At 69.9% G+C, this 18,215-nt stretch carries 19 protein-coding genes; 6 read left to right on the forward strand and 13 right to left on the reverse strand.

Going from position 1 to position 18,215, the window contains the following annotated elements:
- Window positions 1–5 precede the first annotated feature (5 nt).
- Entirely contained in the window at window positions 6–500 is a 495-nt protein-coding gene (locus tag ACFV2O_RS09070; protein WP_379251361.1) for a DUF3830 family protein, read from the forward strand.
- Window positions 501–547: 47 nt separating this feature from the next.
- Here the strand turns inward: ACFV2O_RS09070 and ACFV2O_RS09075 are convergent, their stop codons facing one another.
- Both ACFV2O_RS09075 and ACFV2O_RS09080 read right to left on the reverse strand, forming a co-directional pair.
- Window positions 548–1,948 carry an amidase gene (locus ACFV2O_RS09075; protein ID WP_379251363.1) on the reverse strand — a complete coding sequence of 467 codons (1,401 nt, stop codon included), beginning with the start codon at window positions 1,946–1,948 and terminating at the stop codon, window positions 548–550.
- Between the two features lie 12 nt (window positions 1,949–1,960).
- Window positions 1,961–2,926: a D-2-hydroxyacid dehydrogenase gene (locus ACFV2O_RS09080; protein WP_379251365.1), complete on the reverse strand. Its 966-nt coding sequence runs from the start codon at window positions 2,924–2,926 to the stop codon at window positions 1,961–1,963.
- Window positions 2,927–3,012: 86 nt separating this feature from the next.
- On the opposite strand from ACFV2O_RS09080, the gene ACFV2O_RS09085 reads away from it, so the two are divergent.
- From ACFV2O_RS09085 to ACFV2O_RS09095, 3 genes are read left to right on the forward strand one after another with little or no spacing between them, the layout of a single operon-like run.
- Complete coding sequence (locus tag ACFV2O_RS09085; RefSeq protein ID WP_356961417.1) at window positions 3,013–3,753, forward strand: Asp/Glu/hydantoin racemase; 741 nt, start codon at window positions 3,013–3,015, stop codon at window positions 3,751–3,753.
- A 14-nt stretch (window positions 3,754–3,767) separates the two neighbouring features.
- Entirely contained in the window at window positions 3,768–4,499 is a 732-nt protein-coding gene (locus tag ACFV2O_RS09090; RefSeq protein WP_355070106.1) for a maleate cis-trans isomerase, read from the forward strand.
- Window positions 4,486–5,151 carry a GntR family transcriptional regulator gene (locus ACFV2O_RS09095; RefSeq protein ID WP_355070104.1) on the forward strand — a complete coding sequence of 222 codons (666 nt, stop codon included), beginning with the start codon at window positions 4,486–4,488 and terminating at the stop codon, window positions 5,149–5,151. The genes ACFV2O_RS09090 and ACFV2O_RS09095 overlap by 14 nt, the downstream gene beginning before the upstream one ends.
- A gap of 224 nt (window positions 5,152–5,375) precedes the next feature.
- Here ACFV2O_RS09095 and truB read toward each other — a convergent pair whose 3' ends face one another.
- The 11 genes from truB to rimP all read right to left on the reverse strand — a co-directional run bounded on the left by truB (window position 5,376) and on the right by rimP (window position 17,007).
- Window positions 5,376–6,275: a tRNA pseudouridine(55) synthase TruB gene (gene truB / locus ACFV2O_RS09100; RefSeq protein ID WP_379251368.1), complete on the reverse strand. Its 900-nt coding sequence runs from the start codon at window positions 6,273–6,275 to the stop codon at window positions 5,376–5,378.
- The gene (gene npt, locus ACFV2O_RS09105) at window positions 6,275–6,943 is read right to left on the reverse strand and encodes a 4'-phosphopantetheinyl transferase Npt (protein ID WP_379251370.1); all 669 of its coding nucleotides are present in this window, start codon (window positions 6,941–6,943) and stop codon (window positions 6,275–6,277) included. The genes truB and npt overlap by 1 nt, the downstream gene beginning before the upstream one ends.
- A 57-nt stretch (window positions 6,944–7,000) precedes the next feature.
- Window positions 7,001–7,960, reverse strand: a complete 960-nt coding sequence (locus ACFV2O_RS09110; RefSeq protein ID WP_379251372.1) for a metallophosphoesterase family protein — start codon at window positions 7,958–7,960, stop codon at window positions 7,001–7,003.
- 58 nt (window positions 7,961–8,018) lie between these two features.
- Window positions 8,019–9,368: an MATE family efflux transporter gene (locus ACFV2O_RS09115; RefSeq protein ID WP_379251571.1), complete on the reverse strand. Its 1,350-nt coding sequence runs from the start codon at window positions 9,366–9,368 to the stop codon at window positions 8,019–8,021.
- A 448-nt stretch (window positions 9,369–9,816) separates the two neighbouring features.
- The gene (locus tag ACFV2O_RS09120; RefSeq protein WP_379251374.1) at window positions 9,817–10,818 is read right to left on the reverse strand and encodes a bifunctional oligoribonuclease/PAP phosphatase NrnA; all 1,002 of its coding nucleotides are present in this window, start codon (window positions 10,816–10,818) and stop codon (window positions 9,817–9,819) included.
- Window positions 10,819–10,831: 13 nt separating this feature from the next.
- On the reverse strand, window positions 10,832–11,275 hold the full coding sequence (rbfA, locus tag ACFV2O_RS09125; RefSeq protein WP_379251376.1) for a 30S ribosome-binding factor RbfA: 444 nt from the start codon (window positions 11,273–11,275) through the stop codon (window positions 10,832–10,834).
- Between the two features lie 88 nt (window positions 11,276–11,363).
- A complete protein-coding gene (locus ACFV2O_RS09130; protein ID WP_067810001.1) occupies window positions 11,364–11,654 on the reverse strand; it encodes a DUF503 domain-containing protein in 291 nt (96 codons plus the stop codon).
- Between the two features lie 74 nt (window positions 11,655–11,728).
- Entirely contained in the window at window positions 11,729–14,755 is a 3,027-nt protein-coding gene (infB, locus tag ACFV2O_RS09135) for a translation initiation factor IF-2 (RefSeq protein WP_379251379.1), read from the reverse strand.
- A 106-nt stretch (window positions 14,756–14,861) separates the two neighbouring features.
- Window positions 14,862–15,194, reverse strand: a complete 333-nt coding sequence (locus tag ACFV2O_RS09140) for a YlxR family protein (protein WP_355070089.1) — start codon at window positions 15,192–15,194, stop codon at window positions 14,862–14,864.
- Window positions 15,195–15,316: 122 nt separating this feature from the next.
- Window positions 15,317–16,345, reverse strand: coding sequence for a transcription termination factor NusA (gene nusA, locus ACFV2O_RS09145; protein WP_355070087.1), 1,029 nt, complete (start codon window positions 16,343–16,345; stop codon window positions 15,317–15,319).
- Entirely contained in the window at window positions 16,342–17,007 is a 666-nt protein-coding gene (rimP, locus tag ACFV2O_RS09150) for a ribosome maturation factor RimP (RefSeq protein WP_379251381.1), read from the reverse strand. The genes nusA and rimP overlap by 4 nt, the downstream gene beginning before the upstream one ends.
- Before the next feature lie 160 nt (window positions 17,008–17,167).
- Here rimP and ACFV2O_RS09155 point away from each other — a divergent pair, with 160 nt between their 5' ends.
- A complete protein-coding gene (locus ACFV2O_RS09155; protein WP_379251383.1) occupies window positions 17,168–17,764 on the forward strand; it encodes a hypothetical protein in 597 nt (198 codons plus the stop codon).
- Window positions 17,761–18,195: a ferritin-like domain-containing protein gene (locus ACFV2O_RS09160; protein WP_379251385.1), complete on the forward strand. Its 435-nt coding sequence runs from the start codon at window positions 17,761–17,763 to the stop codon at window positions 18,193–18,195. The genes ACFV2O_RS09155 and ACFV2O_RS09160 overlap by 4 nt, the downstream gene beginning before the upstream one ends.
- Window positions 18,196–18,215: the final 20 nt, after the last annotated feature.

Below are 18,215 nucleotides of genomic sequence, written 5' to 3' on the forward strand. Positions count from 1 at the left end.
ACCGCATGGCCCGCTACATCACCATCACGCTCACCAAAGCCGCGGTGACCTGCCGCGCCCGTTTGCTGGACGAAGAAGCGCCGCAGACCTGCGCCGCGGTGTGGAACGCGCTGCCGCTGGAAGGCGACGCCTTCCACGCCAAGTACGCCCGCAACGAGGTGTACACCCTGCTCCCGCGCATCGGCGCGGCCCCGCATCGGGAGAATCCGACGGTCACGCCCATCCCCGGCGATGTGTGCCTGTTCGACTTCGAGCCGTGGGAGATCGGCAATCCGGCCTACGGCTACGAGCCCGGTTCCGCGGCCGAGCACGAGCGCGGGGCGACCGATCTCGCGCTGTTCTACGGCCGCAACAATCTGCTGATCAACGGCGACCTCGGGTGGGTGCCGGGCAATGTGTTCGCCACCATCGAGGATGGGCTCGCCGAGATGGCCGCGGCCTGCAACACGCTGTGGTTGCACGGTGTGCAGGGCGAGACGCTCGCCTTCGCCCGCGCCTGAGCGACGGCGACGAGTGGCCCCGCGGTCTTCCGCGGGGCCATTCGCTTTCAGGAAGCCAGCACGAATTCGGCGTAGCGGGCTACCGCGAGAATCAGATCGTCGGAGTGGCGTGGGCCGATGATCTGCATCCCGACCGGTAGACCCGCGCGAGTCGTGCCCGCCGGGATACTGATCGCGGGTTGCTGGGTCATGTTGAACGGGTAGGTGAACGGCGTCCATTCGGGCCAGCTGCGCAGGCCGCTGCCCGGTGGCACGTCGTGTCCCGCTTCGAACGCGGGAATCGGCACCGTCGGAGTGATCAGGATGTCGTAGTCGTTGTGGAAGGCGCCCATGGTGATACCGATCTGGGCCGCGACGTTACGCGCGTCGAGATACTCGACGGCGGTGACGGTTTCACCGCGCTCCCAGACCGCGCGCAGGCCCGGATCCACCCGTTCGCGCGTACCTTCCGGGTACCCGGACAGCATGGTGGCCGCGCCGGCCGCCCACAGCAGCTCGAACGCCTCGCGCGGATCGGCGAATCCGGGATCGGCGGCGCTCACCCGGAGTTCGGCGTCGGCCAGCCGGGTCACCGCCGCTTCCACGATCGCGGCGACCTCGGGGTCGACCGTGGCGTAGCCGAGCGCAGGTGAGTACGCCACGCGCAATCCCCGCACGTCGCGTTGCATTTCGGCGCGGAAGGCGGCGAGCGTGGGAGCCAGCGCGGTGGGGTCTCGCGGATCCGGTAGCGACAGGATGTCCATCAGCAGCGCCGCGTCCTCGACGGTGCGCGTCATCGGTCCCGCATGCGCCAGCGAACCGAACGGGCTGGCCGGGAACAGCGGAATCCGGCCGTAGGTGGGCTTGAAGCCGACGATGCCGCAGAAGGCGGCCGGAATGCGCACGCTGCCGCCGCCGTCCGTGCCCACCGACACCGGGCCCATGCCCGCGGCGACGGCCGCGGCGCTGCCGCCGGAGGAGCCGCCCGCGGTGGTGGACGGGTCGGCCGGATTCCTCGTGACACCCGCCAGCGGACTGTCGGTCACCGCCTTCCACGCGATCTCCGGGGTGGTGGTCTTGCCGAGGAAGACCATGCCGTCCTCGCGCAGCCGCGCGGCCACCGGACTGTCCACCAGCCATGGTCCCGCCGGGTCGATGGACGTGGAGCCGCGCCGGGTGGGCCAGCCCTCGGTCAGGAAGACGTCCTTGATCGAGATCGGCACGCCGTCGAGCAGCCCTCTGGCATGACCGGACTGCCAGCGCGCCTCGGAGTCCTTCGCCTGCACCAGCGCGCGATCGGGATCGACCAGACAGAAGGCGTTGAGCGCGCCGTCGCGATCGGCGATCGCGCGCAGGATCGCCTCGGTCGCCTCGACGGGCGACAGCGCGCCCGCCGCGTAGGCCGAGACCAGTTCGACCGCGGTCATGGCGGTCGGGTCGGTGGGTTGGTTCTTGTCGGGGTAGCTCATGGATGGGCTCCTTCAGCCGGGCACGTACCCCAGCCTTTTGTCGACCACGTTGTCCAGCGGACGTCCGGCGATCCAGTTGTCGAAGTTCTCGGTGAACGCGTCGACGATCTCGGTGCGCCATCCGATGAAGTCACCGGAGTTGTGCGGGGTGATCCGGACGTTCGGCAGTTCCCACAGGGGGTGATCGGCGGGGAGCGGCTCGGGGTCCACCACATCGAGCGCCGCCGCGGCGATCGATCCGGTGCGCAGCGCGGCGACGAGATCGTCGGTCACAACGAGTTCCCCGCGGCCGACGTTGACAAACCTGGCGTGCGGCTTCATCGCGGCGAAAGCGGCGGCGTCGAACATGTTCCTGGTCCGCTCGGTGAGCGGAGCGATCGCGACGACGTAATCGGCGCGGGCCAGTTCGGCGTGCAGATCGGTGGTGACCTCGCCGAAATCCGGGTCCGCCGCGCGCTCCCGCCTGCCGACGGCGCGCACGGTCATGCCGACCGCGCGCAGCAATCGGGCGATATGACGCCCGATCGAGCCGGTGCCCACGATCAGCGCCGTCGACCCCGCGACCCGTTCGGATTCCCGATGCCGCCACTCGTGCCGTTGTTGCAGCAGCAACGAACCGGACAGGTCCTTGGCGAAACCGAGAATCTGCCCGAGCACGTACTCGGCGATCGCGGCGTCGAAGACGCCTCTGGTGTTGGTCACGACCACGTCACTGGCCCGCAGTTCGGGAAACATCGCCGGATCGACGCCGGTGGATCCCATGTGCACCCAGCGCAGCCGGTCGGCGGCATGCCAGGCGCCGGGCAGCGCCCGGGTGCGAAAGTCGTAGACGAACAAGATCTCCGCTCCGCGCAGGGCGTTCGCCAACCCGGGCGCCTCGGTGTACCGGATGGCGGCGCGGCCTGCTAATCGGTCCATTCGTTCGTCGTCGGGCACACTGTCACTGTGCAGGACGACGACAATCGGGCCCTGTTCCACATTGACACACTAAGATCACATCGTATGATTGTCAACAATCCGATCGTGTTCGGAGGTCGTCCCGGCTGAGCGCGAGAGGGGCCGTAGTGGATTTGAGCTTTCCCGACCTCGAAGGGCCCGTTGCACAACGGGGTATCGGGATCATCGCACCGTTCGACCTCGCCCTCGAACGAGAGCTCTGGCGCTGGGCGCCTCTGGAGGTGAGTCTGCACCTGGCCCGTACCCCCTACGAACCGGTTCCGGTGTCGCTGGAGATGGCCGAATTGGTCTCCGACGCGGCGCATCTCACCGCGGCCACCCGCAACGTCCTGCACGTGGAACCCGAAGTCGTGGCCTACCTGTGCACATCGGGCAGTTTCATCAAAGGCCTCGCCTACGAGAAGTCGTTGCGCGACACCATCTGCCGTGCCGGGGCGCTGGACGCGGTCACCACCTCGGGCGCGTTGCTCGAAGCGATCCGCCATCTGGACCTCACCCGGATCTCGGTACTGACCCCGTACGACGAGATCCTCACCCACCGGCTGCACGAGTTCCTCGCCGAAGCCGGGTGCACGGTGGTGCGCTCCGATCACCTCGGGCTCGGCGGCGGCATCTGGAAGGTCAGCTATCGCACGATCGCCGAACGCATCGTCGGCGCCGACGACCCCGAGGCCCAGGCCGTCTTCGTCAGCTGTACCAACCTGCCCACGTACGACGTGATCGAGCCGCTGGAGAAAGCCCTCGGCAAGCCGGTGCTCACCGCCAACCAACTCACCATGTGGGCATGTCTCGGCCGGATGAAGCTCCCGATGATGGGCCCGGGCAAGTGGCTGCTCAACGTTTTCTGAAGGAAGAACATCACATGCACGCACCCACCGTCGGTTTCATCTACCCCGACCACGCGGCCGAGGACGACTACCCGCTCGCGGCGGCAGCGCTCGGCGCGCACCTTCCGGTGGCCCACATCTACGGCACCGATCTGCACGCCGTCCCCGAACTGCTCGAACTGGGCAGCCCGGAGAAATTGCGCCTCGGCGCCTCGCTGCTCGCCCGGCACCGCCCCGACGCGATCGTCTGGGCCTGCACGTCGGGCAGTTTCGTCTACGGACCCGAGGGCGCGCGCGATCAGGTGCGCGCGCTGGCCGAGGTCGCGGGCGTCCCGGCGACCAGCACCAGCATCGCGTTCGCCGACGCCGTGCACACGCTGGGACTGCGCACCGTCGCGGTCGCCGCCAGCTATCCCGACGAGGTCGCCCGGCTGTTCGTGGAGTTCCTCGCCGACGCGCGCATCGACGTCGTCTCGATGTCCAGCGCGGGGATCGACACCGCCGCCGAGGTCGGCACCCTCACCCCGGCCCAGGTGCTGCGGCTGGCGGCGGACAACGACCATCCCGACGCGGAGGCGCTGCTCATCCCCGACACCGCGATGCACACCGTGGCGGTGCTGCCGGACCTGGAGGCTACGCTGGGCAAACCGGTGCTGACGGCCAACCAGGTCACGATCTGGGCAGGGCTGCGGCTGGCCGGCGCCGAGCCGGTCGTTCCCGGATTCGGGACCTTGTTCGCGGAAAGGCAGATCGATGTCCGTCGTTGATTTCGAGCCGGTGAACCGGCAGTCGACCGCGGAGATGATCGCAGATCGGCTCCGCGAGGCGATCATGCGCGGCAGTCTCGCGCCAGGGTCGCAGCTCGGCGAGGCCGACCTCGCGGCGCGGTTCGCGGTCTCGCGCGGGCCGGTGCGCGAGGCGATGCAGCGCTTGGTGTCCGAGGGTCTGCTGCGCAGCATCCGCCACCGCGGCATCTTCGTCATCGAATTGAGCCTCGACGACGTCGTCGACATCTACCGGGCCAGGACGGCACTGGAGGGCGGCGCACTGGAGCTGATCCTGGACGGTCGCCGCCCCATCGCCTACGAGGCGCTCGGTCCCAGCGTCGAGGAGATGATCGCGTGCGCCGAACGCGGCGACGCGGTCGGCGTGTCGGAGGCCGACCAGGCCTTCCACGAGGCGCTGGTGGAGAGTGCGGCCAGTCCGCGGCTGGTACGCGCGGCTCGCACCTTGCTGATCGAGACGCGCATGTGCTTGGGCGCCTTGCAGACGACCTATCCGGACCTGCGGGAACAGTCCCGCGAACACATCGGCCTGCGCGACGCGATCGGCGCGGGCGACCCCGCACGCGCCCGCGCTCTGCTCGTCGAGCACATGGACGACGCCGTGCAACGCCTCCGGCACCAGATCGGCTCCTGAACGCCGACTCACCGCGACCGCTACCCGGCCACTGCCGCCGCAGCCGACTTTCCCACACTGCGCGAATTTCCTTGCGGCGGTATTTATGTGATGAACGCCCGCGGCGGGCCGGAGCCGGTCACGGAAATCAGCAGACGAGGCTCGAATCCTGCGGCACGGGCAGGTGCGAGCATTGCACAGTGCCGAGCAAGCGCCGCGAGGTGGTCAACCACTATCGCCCGGGATCAGAGATTGGCGGGGCGGACGACCATCACCGAGGACGCGCGATTACCGGATTCCCGGAGCAGGGCGATAGCGCGGCCTTCCGGATCGATGGCGGCGTAGACGCCGGGCATTCCGGCCGGAGCGAGCCAGCGTCCGTTGCGCAGATCGTCGGCCTGCTTGTCATCGATGTCGCGGCGCGGGAACGCCGTTCGCACCGCGGCATCGATATCGAGGCTCAGTGGCGGCACGCCGGACTCAGCGGCGGCGGCCAGATCGTCCAAGGTGCGTGCATGCTCGAGCGTGAACGGCCCGACGCTGGTGCGGCGCAACGCGGTCAAGTGGCCGCCGACGCCGAGCCCGGCGCCCAGGTCTCTGGCCAGCGCGCGCACGTAGGTACCCGAGGAACATTCGACCACCACGTCCAGGTCGACGAAATCGCCGACCTCGCGCCGCGCGAGCACGTCGAACCGCGACACCGTGACCGGGCGGGCGGCCAACTGCACGTCCTCGCCCGCACGGTGGCGGGCATAGGCACGTTCGCCGTTCACCTTGATCGCGCTGACCGTGGCGGGCACCTGCTCGATGTTCCCGGTCAGTTCAGCTGTGCGCGTGGCGATGTCGGCGTCGGCGAGGTGACCGGCCGGTGTCGTGGCCAGCACCTCGCCCTCGGCGTCGTCGGTGCTGGTCGCCTGCCCCAGCCGGATGGTCGCGGTGTACGCCTTGGTGGTCAGGGTGAGCAGGCCGAGCAGTTTGGTCGCGCGTTCCACGCCGAGCACCAGCACACCGGTCGCCATCGGATCGAGCGTGCCCGCGTGGCCGATCTTCTTGGTGCGCAGCAGCTTCCGGCACTTCGCGACGACGTCGTGACTGGTCCAGCCACCGGCCTTGTCGATGACGAGCAGCCCGCCGAGTCCGTCCATCAGACGTGCGCGATCGCGGTCAGGATGTACCCGTCGGTGATCAGCCAACGACCGTCGAACGCGAGCAGCGGCGTGCCGCCGTCGGTGGTCTGCCCCGGCACCAGCAGTTCGGTATGGAAGCTGCCGCGCCCGGAAGCGGCGGAGCTGTCCTCGATCTCGAACGTGATGTGCGCGTCCTCGAAGCCGAGCCAGCGCAGCGTCAGCGGGAACCACGCCTTATAGGTGGCCTCTTTGGCGCAGAACAGCAACCGGTCCAGGTGCAATTCGGACTCGGTGGTCTTCAGCCATTCCCGCTCCGGCGGCAGACTGACCGAGTCCAGTACGCCGTCCGGCAGGGTGGCGTGCGGCTCGGCGTCGATGCCGATGGAACGGAACCGCAGTTTGTGACCGAGCGCGGCGGCCTGGTAGCCGTCGCAGTGGGTCAGGCTGCCGACGATTCCGCGCGGCCACACCGGAGCGCCGCGCTCGCCCTTGCCGATCGCGACCGGCTGCTCACCGAGTTGCGTGAGCGCAAGGCGGGCGCAATGCCGCGCGCCGATGAAGTCACGGCGCCGCTTCTCCACCGACTTGGCGATGAGATGCTCCTCCGCCGGATGCGGCCGCAGATCCTCCGGGTACGCCAGCAACTCGGCCGAGGCCACACCCGCGGGCAGAATGTTCTCGATCATCACCGACGAGCGTAGTCGAGCCGCACCGGGTGGGATCGCAGCGCCATGTGCGTGGGACTACGCCAGCCCGCGCCGCTGCTGCGCTTTGCTGCGCATCTCCGCGGCGGCGGCTTCCATTTCGGGAGTCACCTGGAAGTGTCCGCCCCACTTGTTCAGCGTGCCCGGCGGATACTGCGGGGTCGGCAGGATCTGGCGCAGCAATCGCTCGGGCAGGCCACGGCGCTGCCACTCGCGCGGGTAGCCGAGCGAGACCTCCTCGAATCGGACGCCGTCGTAGTGCGAGGTCCGCGGGATGTGCAGGTGACCGTAGACCGAGCAGACCACGTTGTAACGGGTGTGCCAGTCCGCGGTGAGTTCGGTGCCGCACCACAGCGCGAACTCCGGGTAGAACAGCACGTCGGTCGGCTGCCGCACCAGCGGGAAGTGGTTGATCAGGACGATCGGGGTGCCCGGGGCGAGCGCGTCGAGCTTGCGCTTGGTCACCTGCACCCGGGCGTGGCACCACGCGTCCCTGGTCAGGTACGGATCCGGCGAGAGCAGGAATTCGTCGGTGGCAACCACGTTGCGCTCACGCGCGATCGCCAGACCCTCCGCTTTGGTGGTGGCTCCTTCCGGCAGGAACGAGTAGTCGTACAACAGGAACATGGGAACCAGCGTGACCGCTCCGCCGTGTTCTTCCGCGCCCGCGCCCTGCCACACCGGAAACGGATCCTCCGGCGTCAACACATCCAGGTCGCGGCAGATCGACACCAGGTAGTCGTAGCGTGCCACCCCGACCATCTGCACCGGGTCCTTGGCCGTCGTCCACAGCTCGTGATTGCCCGGCACCCAGATCACCTTGGCGAACCGGCGGCGCAGCAGCTCCAGCGCCCACCGGATGTCGTCGGTCTTCTCCCCCACGTCGCCGGCCACGATGAGCCAGTCCTCCGGCGAGTCCGCCTTGATCTGCTCGACGACCGGCCGATTCCCCTGGTGCCCGACATGAATGTCGCTCACCGCCATCAACTTGGGTATCACCACACCTACCTTGGCACATCGTTTCGGATTCGCGCGCACCGGCCGAGCCGGGTGTCGCTCACCTCGGCACTTCGGCGCCGACCAGGGTCCACCGGCCCGAGAGCGCCCGCCCCGCGACGGCGATCAGCCGCAACAGCATGAACGCGGCGAGGCCGGACCAGATTCCGGCGACGCCCCAGTCGAAGGCCAGCGACAACCAGATAGCGGGCAGGAAGCCGAGCAGGGCCGCTCCGAGCGTGGTGGTGCGCAGGTAGGCCGCGTCACCGGCTCCGAGCAGGACGCCGTCGAGCGCGAAGACGATGCCCGCCACGGGAATGAGCGCGACGAAGAACCACCACACCACGTGCGCGCGCTCCAGCACGTCCGGGTCATCGGTGAACAGCGCGGGGATCGCCACCGCCCCCGCCGCGAAGCAGGCGGCGAGCCCGAGGCTGAAGATCTCCGACCAGCGGGTCACGCGCCGGGCGATCCCTCGGGCGCCGGTGGCATCACCCGCGCCCAGAGCCGCGCCCGTGAGCGTCTGCGCGGCGATGGCCAGCGCGTCCAGGGCGAGCGCCAGGAAATTCCACAGCTGCAGCACCAACTGGTGGGCCGCCACCGACGCGGCGCCGAAACGCGCGGCGACGGCAGCCGCCGAGACGAAGCACGCCTGGAAGGCGAAACTGCGGACGATCAGGTCGCGTCCGAGGACGAGCTGGGCACGCATCACCGACCAGTGCGGGGCGAGGGAAACCTCCTCGCGGATCAGCGCCTTCAGGAACAGGCCCGCGGTGACGATCTGACCCGCCACGTTCGCCGCGGCCGAGCCCGGCAGACCCAGGTGCGGTGCGCCGAACAGTCCGTGCACCAGCGCCGGGCAGAGCACCGCCGACACCCCGAGTCCGGCGACGACGTAGACCAACGGCCTGCGCGTCTCCTGGACGCCGCGCAGCCACCCGTTCCCCGCCATGGAGATCAGGATCAGCGGCACGCCGAACAGCGCGATCCGCACCCAGTCCAGCGCCTGCGCCGCGATGTCCCCACCGCCCGCGATGGCGCTGGTCACCGGCACGGCGAACGCTTGGACCAGCAGCAGGATCGCGACGCCGACGGCCACCGCGATCCACGTGGCCTGCACGCCCTCGGCGACGGCTCCTTGATGGTCGCCCGCGCCGTGACGGCGCGCCGAGCGCGCGGTGGTGCCATAGGACAGGAAGGTCAGCTGCGAACTCGTCTGCGCCAGGATCAACCCGCCCACGGCGAGCCCGGCCAGCGCGAGCGCGCCGAGCCTGCCGACCACGGCCAGGTCGAACAATAGGTAGATCGGTTCGGCGACCAGCACACCGAGGGTGGGCAACGCCAGGCCGAGAATGCGCTTGGGCCCGGCGGCGGCGGCCCGGTCGACGGTTTCCGGCTCGCTCGCGCGCAGGACCTGGTCACCGATATCCGCCCCACTGGAACCCTGCGCGCTCACGAACACCTCCCCCGCATGTCGTCCTCCGAGACCACCGTCGTTGCGATCCGGCTCCCACCTTGGCACGGCCCACCGACAAACTCGGCGGCGTCCGGCTCCGGTCGCGGAGAGGGTCGCATCACCGGTGATTCCGGACATGTGGCACGACGCCGAACCGGGTTCGGATGGCGAGGCGGGCGAACCGGCTCGACTTCCCGCGCCACTCGACAGGCAAGCGCCCGCAGGGCACCGGGCGCGAACGCGGGGCGCCCCGCACATGCCAGGAGCGCGCCGCATCCGCACACCGCCCCGGTCGATCCGCGGACTCGTCCGGGCGACGAATTCGGCCTCAGCACTCGAAAACCCGTCGGGTCGGGACGTTTTGATGAGAGCCGACCCGGCATTCGCCGAGGATCGAACACGGTCATCCGAGCGCGGTCAGCAGCGCGCCGATCAGGTCCTCGGGCGCGCCGTGTGCGGTATACCCGGCCGCGAAGCGATGCCCACCACCACCCAGTGTCGTGGCCACCTCTGCGACGTCCACCCCGTCGCCCGCACACGCTCCGCTGTCCCGTGAGCGCAGCGATACCGTCCACCGATCCGGCACCACACGAGATTGCTTGAACACCGCGGCGATTCCCGCTTCGGCGGTCGTGCGCACGATATCTATGACGCTCTCGACTTCCTCCGAACGCACGTCGTCGATGTCGTCGCGCCGCACGAACGCGTACACCAATCCGACGCCGCCGCGCGCCTCCGGGACGAGCTGCGCCGTCCCGAGCACCCGCGCCAACATGGGCAGCCATCCGAACGGGTGCGTGTCCATCAAGGTGCGGGCGATATGCGCGCCGTCGATTCCCGTGGCCAGCAGCCGCTCCGCCAGTTCGTGGGTACCCGGCCGCACCCACCGGAACGAACCCGTGTCGGTGACCAGACCGGCGTACAGGCAATGCGCCACGTCCGCATCGATCGGCACACCCCACGCGTCGAGCAGTCGCGCGATCAGGCTCGTGGTGGACTCCGCGGCGGGATCGACCACGTTGATCGCTCCGAACCGCGTGTTCGACCGATGGTGATCGATCACCAGTGTCGTTGCGGCACCGGACAATCGGTCGACGAGCGCACCGAGCCTGCCCGCGCTGCCGCAGTCGACCGCGACCAGCAGGTCGACCTCGGCGCGCACTTCGGCGGGCGCCACCAGGTGCCGTACGCCGGGCAGCGACCGCATGGATACGGGCAATTCCGCGGGCTCGGCGAACGACACCTGCACCGGGACGCCGCGCCGGTGCAGCACCAGCGCCAGCGCCAGACCACTTCCTATGGTGTCCGCATCGGGCTGCACATGGCAGACGATGGTCACCGAGCGCGCGGCGTCGAGCGCCGCCACGGCCGTGTCCAAGCCGGCCGTTTCTCGCATCGTCGTCATCGACTACCGCATGTCACTCGTCGGCGTCGCGTTCGACCTTGTAGGGGTCGGCGTCGCCCGCGGGCCTGGCGGTGGCGGCCACCTTGGCGACCTCGTCGTCCGCGGCCCGCGCCCTGGCGAGCAGTTCCTCCATCTGCCGTGCCGCGTCGGGCACGGTGTCCAGTACGAATGCCAGCGTCGGGGTGAACTTCACCCCGGTACCCGCGCCCACCTTGGAGCGCAGAACTCCCTTGGCCTTCTCCAGTCCGGCCGCCGCACCGTCGTAATCCGGTTCGGCGTCTAGGGTTTCACCCATCACGGTGTAGTACACCGTCGCCTCCCGGAGATCGCCGGTGACCTTGGCGTCGGTCACGGTCACGAAACGCAGCCGCGGGTCCTTCACCTCGTACTCGATCGCGGTCGCGACGATCGAGGAGATCCGCTTGGCGAGTCGGCGTGCCCTGGCTTGATCCACCATGGCCGTTTCCTCCTCACTATCAACTCTGTTCGATGGCGGTCGGAGCGTGGCTCGCGGCCGCCACCCGAGCTCCGTCGCTGCGCCGCGGTCAGTCCTCGGGCCCGAAAATTCGGCGGCGCACCGCCAGCAACTGTAACTCCGGACGGGCCGCGACGTGCCGTTCACATTTGTCCAGCACCTCGGTCAGATGATCCATGCCCGCACTGACCATGGCCACGCCCAGCAGCGAACGACGGTATAGATCGTGTTCCCCGCCTTCGGCGGCACTCACACCGAAACGCTGCAATTCGGCCAGGATCGGCCGGATCACCGAGCGCTTCTGTTTCAGTGAATGCACATCGCCGAGCAGCAGGTCGAACTCCAGTGCACCCAGGTACACCCACACCCTCCCCAGTCAGGAAGACCCGCCGGGCGCCGCGCACTTCGCGCGGCGCCCGGACTCGTCTCGGTCTATCAGTCGCGCGGCTTCTCGCGCAGTTCGTAGGCCTCGATGATGTCGCCTTCCTTGATGTCGGAGTAGGTGACCGTCATACCGCATTCGAAGCCCTCGCGGACCTCGGTGACGTCGTCCTTCTCCCGGCGCAGCGACGAGATCGACATCGTCTCGGCGATCACCACGTTGTCCCGGAGCAGGCGCGCCTTGGCGTTGCGCTTGACCGAGCCCGACGTGACCATGCAACCGGCGATGTTTCCGATCTTCGACGAACGGAAGATCGCCCTGATCTCGGCCCGCCCCAGCTCGACCTCTTCGTAGATCGGCTTGAGCATGCCCTTGAGGGCCTTCTCGATCTCATCGATGGCCTGGTAGATCACCGAGTAGTACCGGATGTCGACGCCCTCGCGGTTGGCCAGCTCGGTCGCCTTGCCCTCGGCGCGGACGTTGAATCCGATGATGATCGCGTTCGACGCCGAAGCGAGGTTGACGTTGGTCTCGGTGACGCCACCGACGCCGCGGTCGATCACCCGCAGCCGCACCTCGTCGCCCACCTGGATCCCGAGCAGCGCCTCTTCGAGGGCCTCGACCGTACCCGAGTTGTCGCCCTTGAGGATCAGGTTCAGCTCGCTGGTTTCCTTCAGCGCGGCATCCAGATCTTCCAGGCTGATCCGCTTGCGGCTGCGTGCGGCCAGCGCGTTGCGCTTGCGCGCGTTGCGCCGATCGGCGATCTGCCGGGCGATCCGGTCCTCGTCGACCACGAGCAGGTTGTCACCCGCGCCGGGCACCGACGTGAAGCCGATGACCTGAACCGGCCGCGACGGCAGCGCCGCCTCGACGTCGTCGCCGTGCTCGTCGACCATCCGGCGCACCCGGCCGTAGGCGTCTCCCGCCACGATCGAGTCGCCGACCCGCAGGGTGCCGCGCTGGATGAGCACGGTCGCCACCGGGCCGCGGCCACGGTCGAGGTGCGCCTCGATGGCCACACCCTGCGCGTCCATGTCCGGGTTGGCCCGCAGGTCCAGCGCCGCGTCCGCGGTCAGCAGGACCGCCTCGAGCAGCGCATCGATGTTGATGTTCTGCCTGGCGGAGATGTCGACGAACATGGTCTCGCCGCCGTATTCCTCGGCGACCAGGCCGTACTCGGTGAGCTGCTGACGCACCTTCTGCGGGTTGGCGCCTTCCTTGTCGATCTTGTTGACCGCCACGACGATCGGCACGTCGGCCGCTTGCGCGTGGTTGATCGCCTCCACCGTCTGCGGCATGACGCCGTCGTCGGCGGCGACCACGAGGATCGCGATGTCGGTGGCCTTCGCACCACGGGCGCGCATGGCGGTGAACGCCTCGTGACCCGGGGTGTCGATGAAGGTGATCAGCCGGTCCTCGTCGCCGAGGTGGGTGAGCACCTGGTAGGCGCCGATGTGCTGGGTGATGCCGCCTGCCTCGCCTTCGCGGACGTTCGCCTTGCGGATGGTGTCCAGCAAGCGGGTCTTACCGTGGTCGACGTGACCCATGACGGTCACCACCGGCGGACGCTGTTCGAGGTCTTCCTCGCCGCCCTCGTCCTCGCCATAGGTGAGGTCGAACGACTCCAGCAGCTCGCGGTCCTCGTCCTCGGGGCTGACCACGTGGACGACGTAGTTCATCTCGCTGCCCAGCAGCTCGAGGGTCTCGTCGTTCACCGACTGGGTCGCGGTGACCATCTCACCGAGGTTGAACAGGGCCTGCACCAGCGCGGCCGGGTTCGCGTCGATCTTCTCGGCGAAGTCCGACAGCGACGCGCCGCGAGCGAGCCGGATGATCTCGCCGTTGCCGCGCGGCAGCCGCACGCCGCCGACGGCGGGCGCCTGCATCGAGTCGTACTCTTGCCGCTTCTGCCGCTTCGACTTGCGGCCACGCCGGGGCGCGCCACCGGGACGGCCGAACGCGCCTGCCGCACCACCGCGGCCACCGGGACCGCCAGGACGACCGCCGCCGCCACCGCCGCCGCCGGGACGACCGCGGAAGCCACCGGCCGCACCACCGGCACCGGGCGCACCCGCACCGGCACCGGGAGCGCCGCCACCGCCACCGCGGTAGCCACCGCCACCGCCGCCACCGGGACGACCGGCACCGGCGCCACCGGGACGACCGGGACGACCCGCACCGGGGCCTCCGGCGCCGCCGGGACGCGCCGCACGCGACGGCATCGCGCCGGGATTCGGACGAGGCGGCATCGAGCCGGGGCTCGGCCGCGGGCCGCCGGGACGCGGACCACCAGGGCCGGGCGCCGGACGCGGGCCACCCTGAGCGGGGCCGGGACGCGGACCACCCTGCGACGGACCGGGACGCGGGCCACCCTGAGCGGGGCCGGGACGCGGACCACCCTGGGACGGACCGGGACGCGGGCCACCCTGACCGGGGGCCGGACGCGGCGCGGGACGCTCGGGAGCCGACGAATAAGGGTTGTTACCGACACGCGGGGTCTTCGGCCCAGGACGCGGGCCGGGAGCCGCGCCACCCGGGCGATGTCCACCCTGGCCGGGGCCGCCGGGACGCTGCTGCTGCTGCCCGGGGCGCGGGCCGCCCGGCGTCGGACGCGGACCGGCCGGGGCGGGCGCGGAACTCGCGCTCGCGCCCGAAGCCGCGGCGGCCTGCGGGTTGATCGATTCCCGGGCGGCGGGCTTGGGCGCCGGGGACGGTCCGGGACGCGCGGCGGGGCCCGGCTTCACGGCTGGGGATTCACCGGTGCGCGCGGCCGGAGCGGCGGTCTCCTGCGCGGTGGGCGCCGGAGTGGGCGCCGGCGGACGGGGACCTGGACGCGGGCCTCCGCCCGCGGGCTTGGGGGCCGGACGACCGGACGGTCCGGGGCGTGCACCCGGCTTGTTGCCGTTGGACGGGGCGGATTTCGCCGCGAACGACTCACGCAGCCGGCGAGCGACGGGAGCTTCCACCGTCGAGGACGCCGACTTCACGAACTCGCCCTGCTCCTTGAGCGTTGCGAGTAGTTCCTTGCTCGTGACACCGAGTTCTTTTGCCAACTCGTGCACGCGGGCCTTGCCTGCCACTGCTCTCCTCACTGAGAGGCCGAGCAGCGCCACCGTTGGGGACGGCGGCCCGCACGACCTCGGGTTATCTCCGATGGACGTTCATCGTTGGTACTTCACGGTGTGCTCATGAGTGCTCGTGCCTGTTCTCGAGGTAATGCTCCAGGGCTGAGATATCCAGATGTCCGGACACTCGTAGTGCTCTGCCGATCGCTCGGCGCCGCTCTGCCGCGCGCAGACAAGCCGAAAGGGGGTGCAGCCAGGCACCCCGTCCGGGAAGTCTGCGCCGCGGATCGGGAACGATCTCGATGACGTGGGAGCCGTCTCCGGTCTCACGGTCCCGAGCCACGATCCGCAACAGATCGACGGCCAGCTCGCGCTTCCGGCACCCGATACACGTCCGTACCGGAGCCGCTCGGCGCCGGGGCGCCTGGTGCTGCTCGGTGGTGCGGTCGGGCATGGAAACCGAAGACTCGGACTGAACCTTGGACCACTCTACCGCTGCCACGCTCGGAACGCCGAACCCCTCCCCCGCGGAAGTTACGAACCTGTCATCCCGAGCACTCCGCGGGCGGGCTCCGGTCAACTGCGATGCGCCTCCGTCCGAACGGATCCGCCCATGTCGGGCGCGGCGTCGCTGCGGATATCGATGCGCCAGCCGGTCAGCCGCGCGGCCAGGCGAGCGTTCTGCCCCTCCTTGCCGATCGCCAGGGAAAGCTGGAAATCGGGGACCACTACGCGGGCCGCCCTTGCCTCCGGGTCGACGATAGTGACCGAAACCACTTTCGACGGCGAGAGCGCATTGCCGACGAAGGTCGCCGGATCGTCGGCGTAGTCGATGATGTCGATCTTCTCGCCGGCCAGTTCGCTCATCACGTTGCGCACGCGCTGTCCCATGGGCCCGATACAGGCGCCCTTGGCGTTGACGCCGGGCACCGTGGTGCGCACGGCGATCTTGGATCGGTGCCCCGCCTCGCGCGCCACGGCGACGATCTCCACCGAGCCGTCGGCGATCTCCGGCACCTCCAGCGCGAACAGGCGCCGCACCAGATTCGGGTGGGTGCGCGACAGCGTGATCTGCGGTCCACGCGGCCCACGGGAGACCCCGACGACGTAGCACTTGATCCGGTCGCCGTGCTCGTAGGTCTCGCCGGGCACCTGCTCGGCGGGCGGGATCAAGCCCTCCGCGCCGTGCAGTTCGCTGCCGATGCGCACCACGATGGTGCCGCGGGCGTTGGCGCGCGCGTCGCGCTGCACCACACCGCCGACGATGTCGCCCTCGTGGGTGGAGAACTCACCGAAGGACTTCTCGTTCTCCGCGTCGCGCAGCCGCTGCAGTACGACCTGCCTGGCGGTGGTCGCCGCGATCCGGCCGAACCCCTCCGGGGTGTCGTCCCATTCGGAGATCACGTTGCCGTCGGCGTCCACCTCACGCGCCATCACCCGGACCACGCCGGTCCTCTGGTTGATGTCGATGCGCGCGTTGGGCTGGTGGCCCTCGGTGTGGCGGTACGCGGTGAGCAGCGCCGACTCGATCGCGGAGATCACGGTCTCGATCGAGATCCCCTTGTCGGCGACGATCGCGCGCAGGGCTTCGATTTCGATGTTCATTCCACGATCCCTTCGGTCGGCGAATCGGACGCTGTTACGGATTCGGACAGTGCATTCGGTGTTCCTCGGAGCTGCGCGGCGTCCTCGACCGCCACCGCGTCGTCCGCACCCGGAGCGGGCCGCCCCGGAACGACTCCGCCCGTGAGTTCCAGCTCTCGAGCACTCGGCGGGGAGAACTCGACTTGGACGACGGCCGTGGCGATGTCGGCGAGCGGGACCGTCACCCGGTGCGGGTCGCGTTTGCCGCCGAGCACCAGCGCCACCGAATCACCGGTGAGCGCGCCGACCCTGGCCTCGAAGGTCGCCGACCCCTCAGGGGGCTGTGCGCCTTCGTGTAGTCGCACGCGCACCTTCCGCCCGCGCGCCCGACGCCAGTGCCGGTCGGCGGTCAACGGGCGGTCGATCCCGGGGGTCGTGACTTCCAGCAGGTAGGGCGTCTCGCCGAACTCCCCCGCGTCGTCCAGCAGCGCCGACAGCTCCGTACTCAGAGTCGCCAGGGAGTCCAGATCGGAGGTGTCGCGGTCCACGGTCACCTGCACCCGAGCCTGCGCGTCCACGCGCGTGCCCGCCGTCGAGATCTCGACGCCCTCGAGATCGAATCCTCGGCGTTCGACGAGACCAGCTACTAGCTGGCTCACCCTTTCCTCGGTCGGCATCGGCATGTGGGCGGCTCCTGGTTCAGTTGTGACGCGGCGGGAAATTTCTCTACCGAAGGTCTAGCGTAACGCGCCACGAGAGTGTAAAGGACCAGCGGTCTCGGAGTCCGCACGCCACGGCCGATGCTCGTCCGGCGACGCCCCGCGAGTCTGGCACGATAGTGCCGTGCCCATCCGCCTTCCCGCCCCGCCGCGTGCCGGGCGCACTACCGGCATGCCCTCCGACCGGCACGAGCACCGCCGCGCCACCCTGGATCGTCGCAGCGCGCTACGTCTCGCCTGCGGCGGAACGGCCGGGGTGATCGCCCTCGGCGCGCTGGTCGGCTGCACCGGTGACGACGTGGTCCACGAGCCGGATCCGCTTGCCGCACAAGAGGTCGCGGCCCGATCCGACGCCGCGGCGGCGACCGCGGCCATCGCCGTCGCGCCCGACCGGCACGCCGCGTTGGCGGCGATCGCGGCCGAGCGCACCGCCCACGCCGACGCCTTGCGCACCGAGATCGACCGCGCGATCGGCGTCTACGCCGACGGCACCAAACCGGCGCACCGCACCCGCGCCGGTGCGTCCGGCCCGTCGGCCGTGGCTTCGGGCAGCGCCGTGCCGCCCACCCCGCCGCCGAGCGTCGAGACGCTGCGCACGCAGCTCACCGCCTCCCAGAAATCGGCGGCCGAACTCGCCCGCGCCCTGACCGGCTATCGGGCCGGTCTGCTCGCTTCGATCAGCGCGGCCTGCGCGGTGCAGACGGGGGTGTTGCTGGCATGACCGAGGACGAACGCCGAGCGCTCATCGGCGCGCTGAACGCCGAATACGGCGCGGTGTACGCCTACGGGGTGATCGCCGCCTACGCCTCCTCCGAGCGCACCAGGCTGGTCGCCGAGCACACCGCCGCGCACCGGGCTCGCCGCGACACCACGGTGGACGCCCTCGCTCTGAGCGGCGCGACGGTGCCGCCGCCGGACGCGGCCTACACGGTGCCGTTCGCCGTGACCGATCCGATCTCGGCCGCCAAGCTGGCCGTGACGGTCGAGTCCGACACCGCCGTGGCCTGGCGGTCGGTGGTCGAGCGCGGTGACTCCATGGCCATCCGGCGCACCGGCGTCGAAGCGCTCACCGAGGCCGCCGTCCGGCTGGCCGCGTGGCAGTCGATTCTCGGCGCGAATCCGCCCACGGTCGCGTTTCCTGGCAAAGCCTGACCCGTCGACCGGGCCGACTG

It is taken from the genome of Nocardia sp. NPDC059691 (assembly GCF_042733915.1).
Lineage (GTDB): Bacteria > Actinomycetota > Actinomycetes > Mycobacteriales > Mycobacteriaceae > Nocardia > Nocardia sichangensis.

Bases quoted from the DNA above. Each gene is read 5' to 3' on its own strand.
- ACFV2O_RS09070 (WP_379251361.1), top strand. From the start codon at position 6: ATGGCCCGCTACATCACCATCACGCTCACCAAAGCCGCGGTGACCTGC.
- ACFV2O_RS09075 (WP_379251363.1), bottom strand. From the start codon at position 1,948: ATGAGCTACCCCGACAAGAACCAACCCACCGACCCGACCGCCATGACC.
- ACFV2O_RS09090 (WP_355070106.1), top strand. From the start codon at position 3,768: ATGCACGCACCCACCGTCGGTTTCATCTACCCCGACCACGCGGCCGAG.
- ACFV2O_RS09095 (WP_355070104.1), top strand. From the start codon at position 4,486: ATGTCCGTCGTTGATTTCGAGCCGGTGAACCGGCAGTCGACCGCGGAG.
- truB (WP_379251368.1), bottom strand. From the start codon at position 6,275: ATGGACGGACTCGGCGGGCTGCTCGTCATCGACAAGGCCGGTGGCTGG.
- npt (WP_379251370.1), bottom strand. From the start codon at position 6,943: ATGATCGAGAACATTCTGCCCGCGGGTGTGGCCTCGGCCGAGTTGCTG.
- ACFV2O_RS09120 (WP_379251374.1), bottom strand. From the start codon at position 10,818: ATGACGACGATGCGAGAAACGGCCGGCTTGGACACGGCCGTGGCGGCG.
- rbfA (WP_379251376.1), bottom strand. From the start codon at position 11,275: ATGGTGGATCAAGCCAGGGCACGCCGACTCGCCAAGCGGATCTCCTCG.
- ACFV2O_RS09140 (WP_355070089.1), bottom strand. From the start codon at position 15,194: ATGCCCGACCGCACCACCGAGCAGCACCAGGCGCCCCGGCGCCGAGCG.
- nusA (WP_355070087.1), bottom strand. From the start codon at position 16,345: ATGAACATCGAAATCGAAGCCCTGCGCGCGATCGTCGCCGACAAGGGG.
- rimP (WP_379251381.1), bottom strand. From the start codon at position 17,007: ATGCCGATGCCGACCGAGGAAAGGGTGAGCCAGCTAGTAGCTGGTCTC.
- ACFV2O_RS09160 (WP_379251385.1), top strand. From the start codon at position 17,761: ATGACCGAGGACGAACGCCGAGCGCTCATCGGCGCGCTGAACGCCGAA.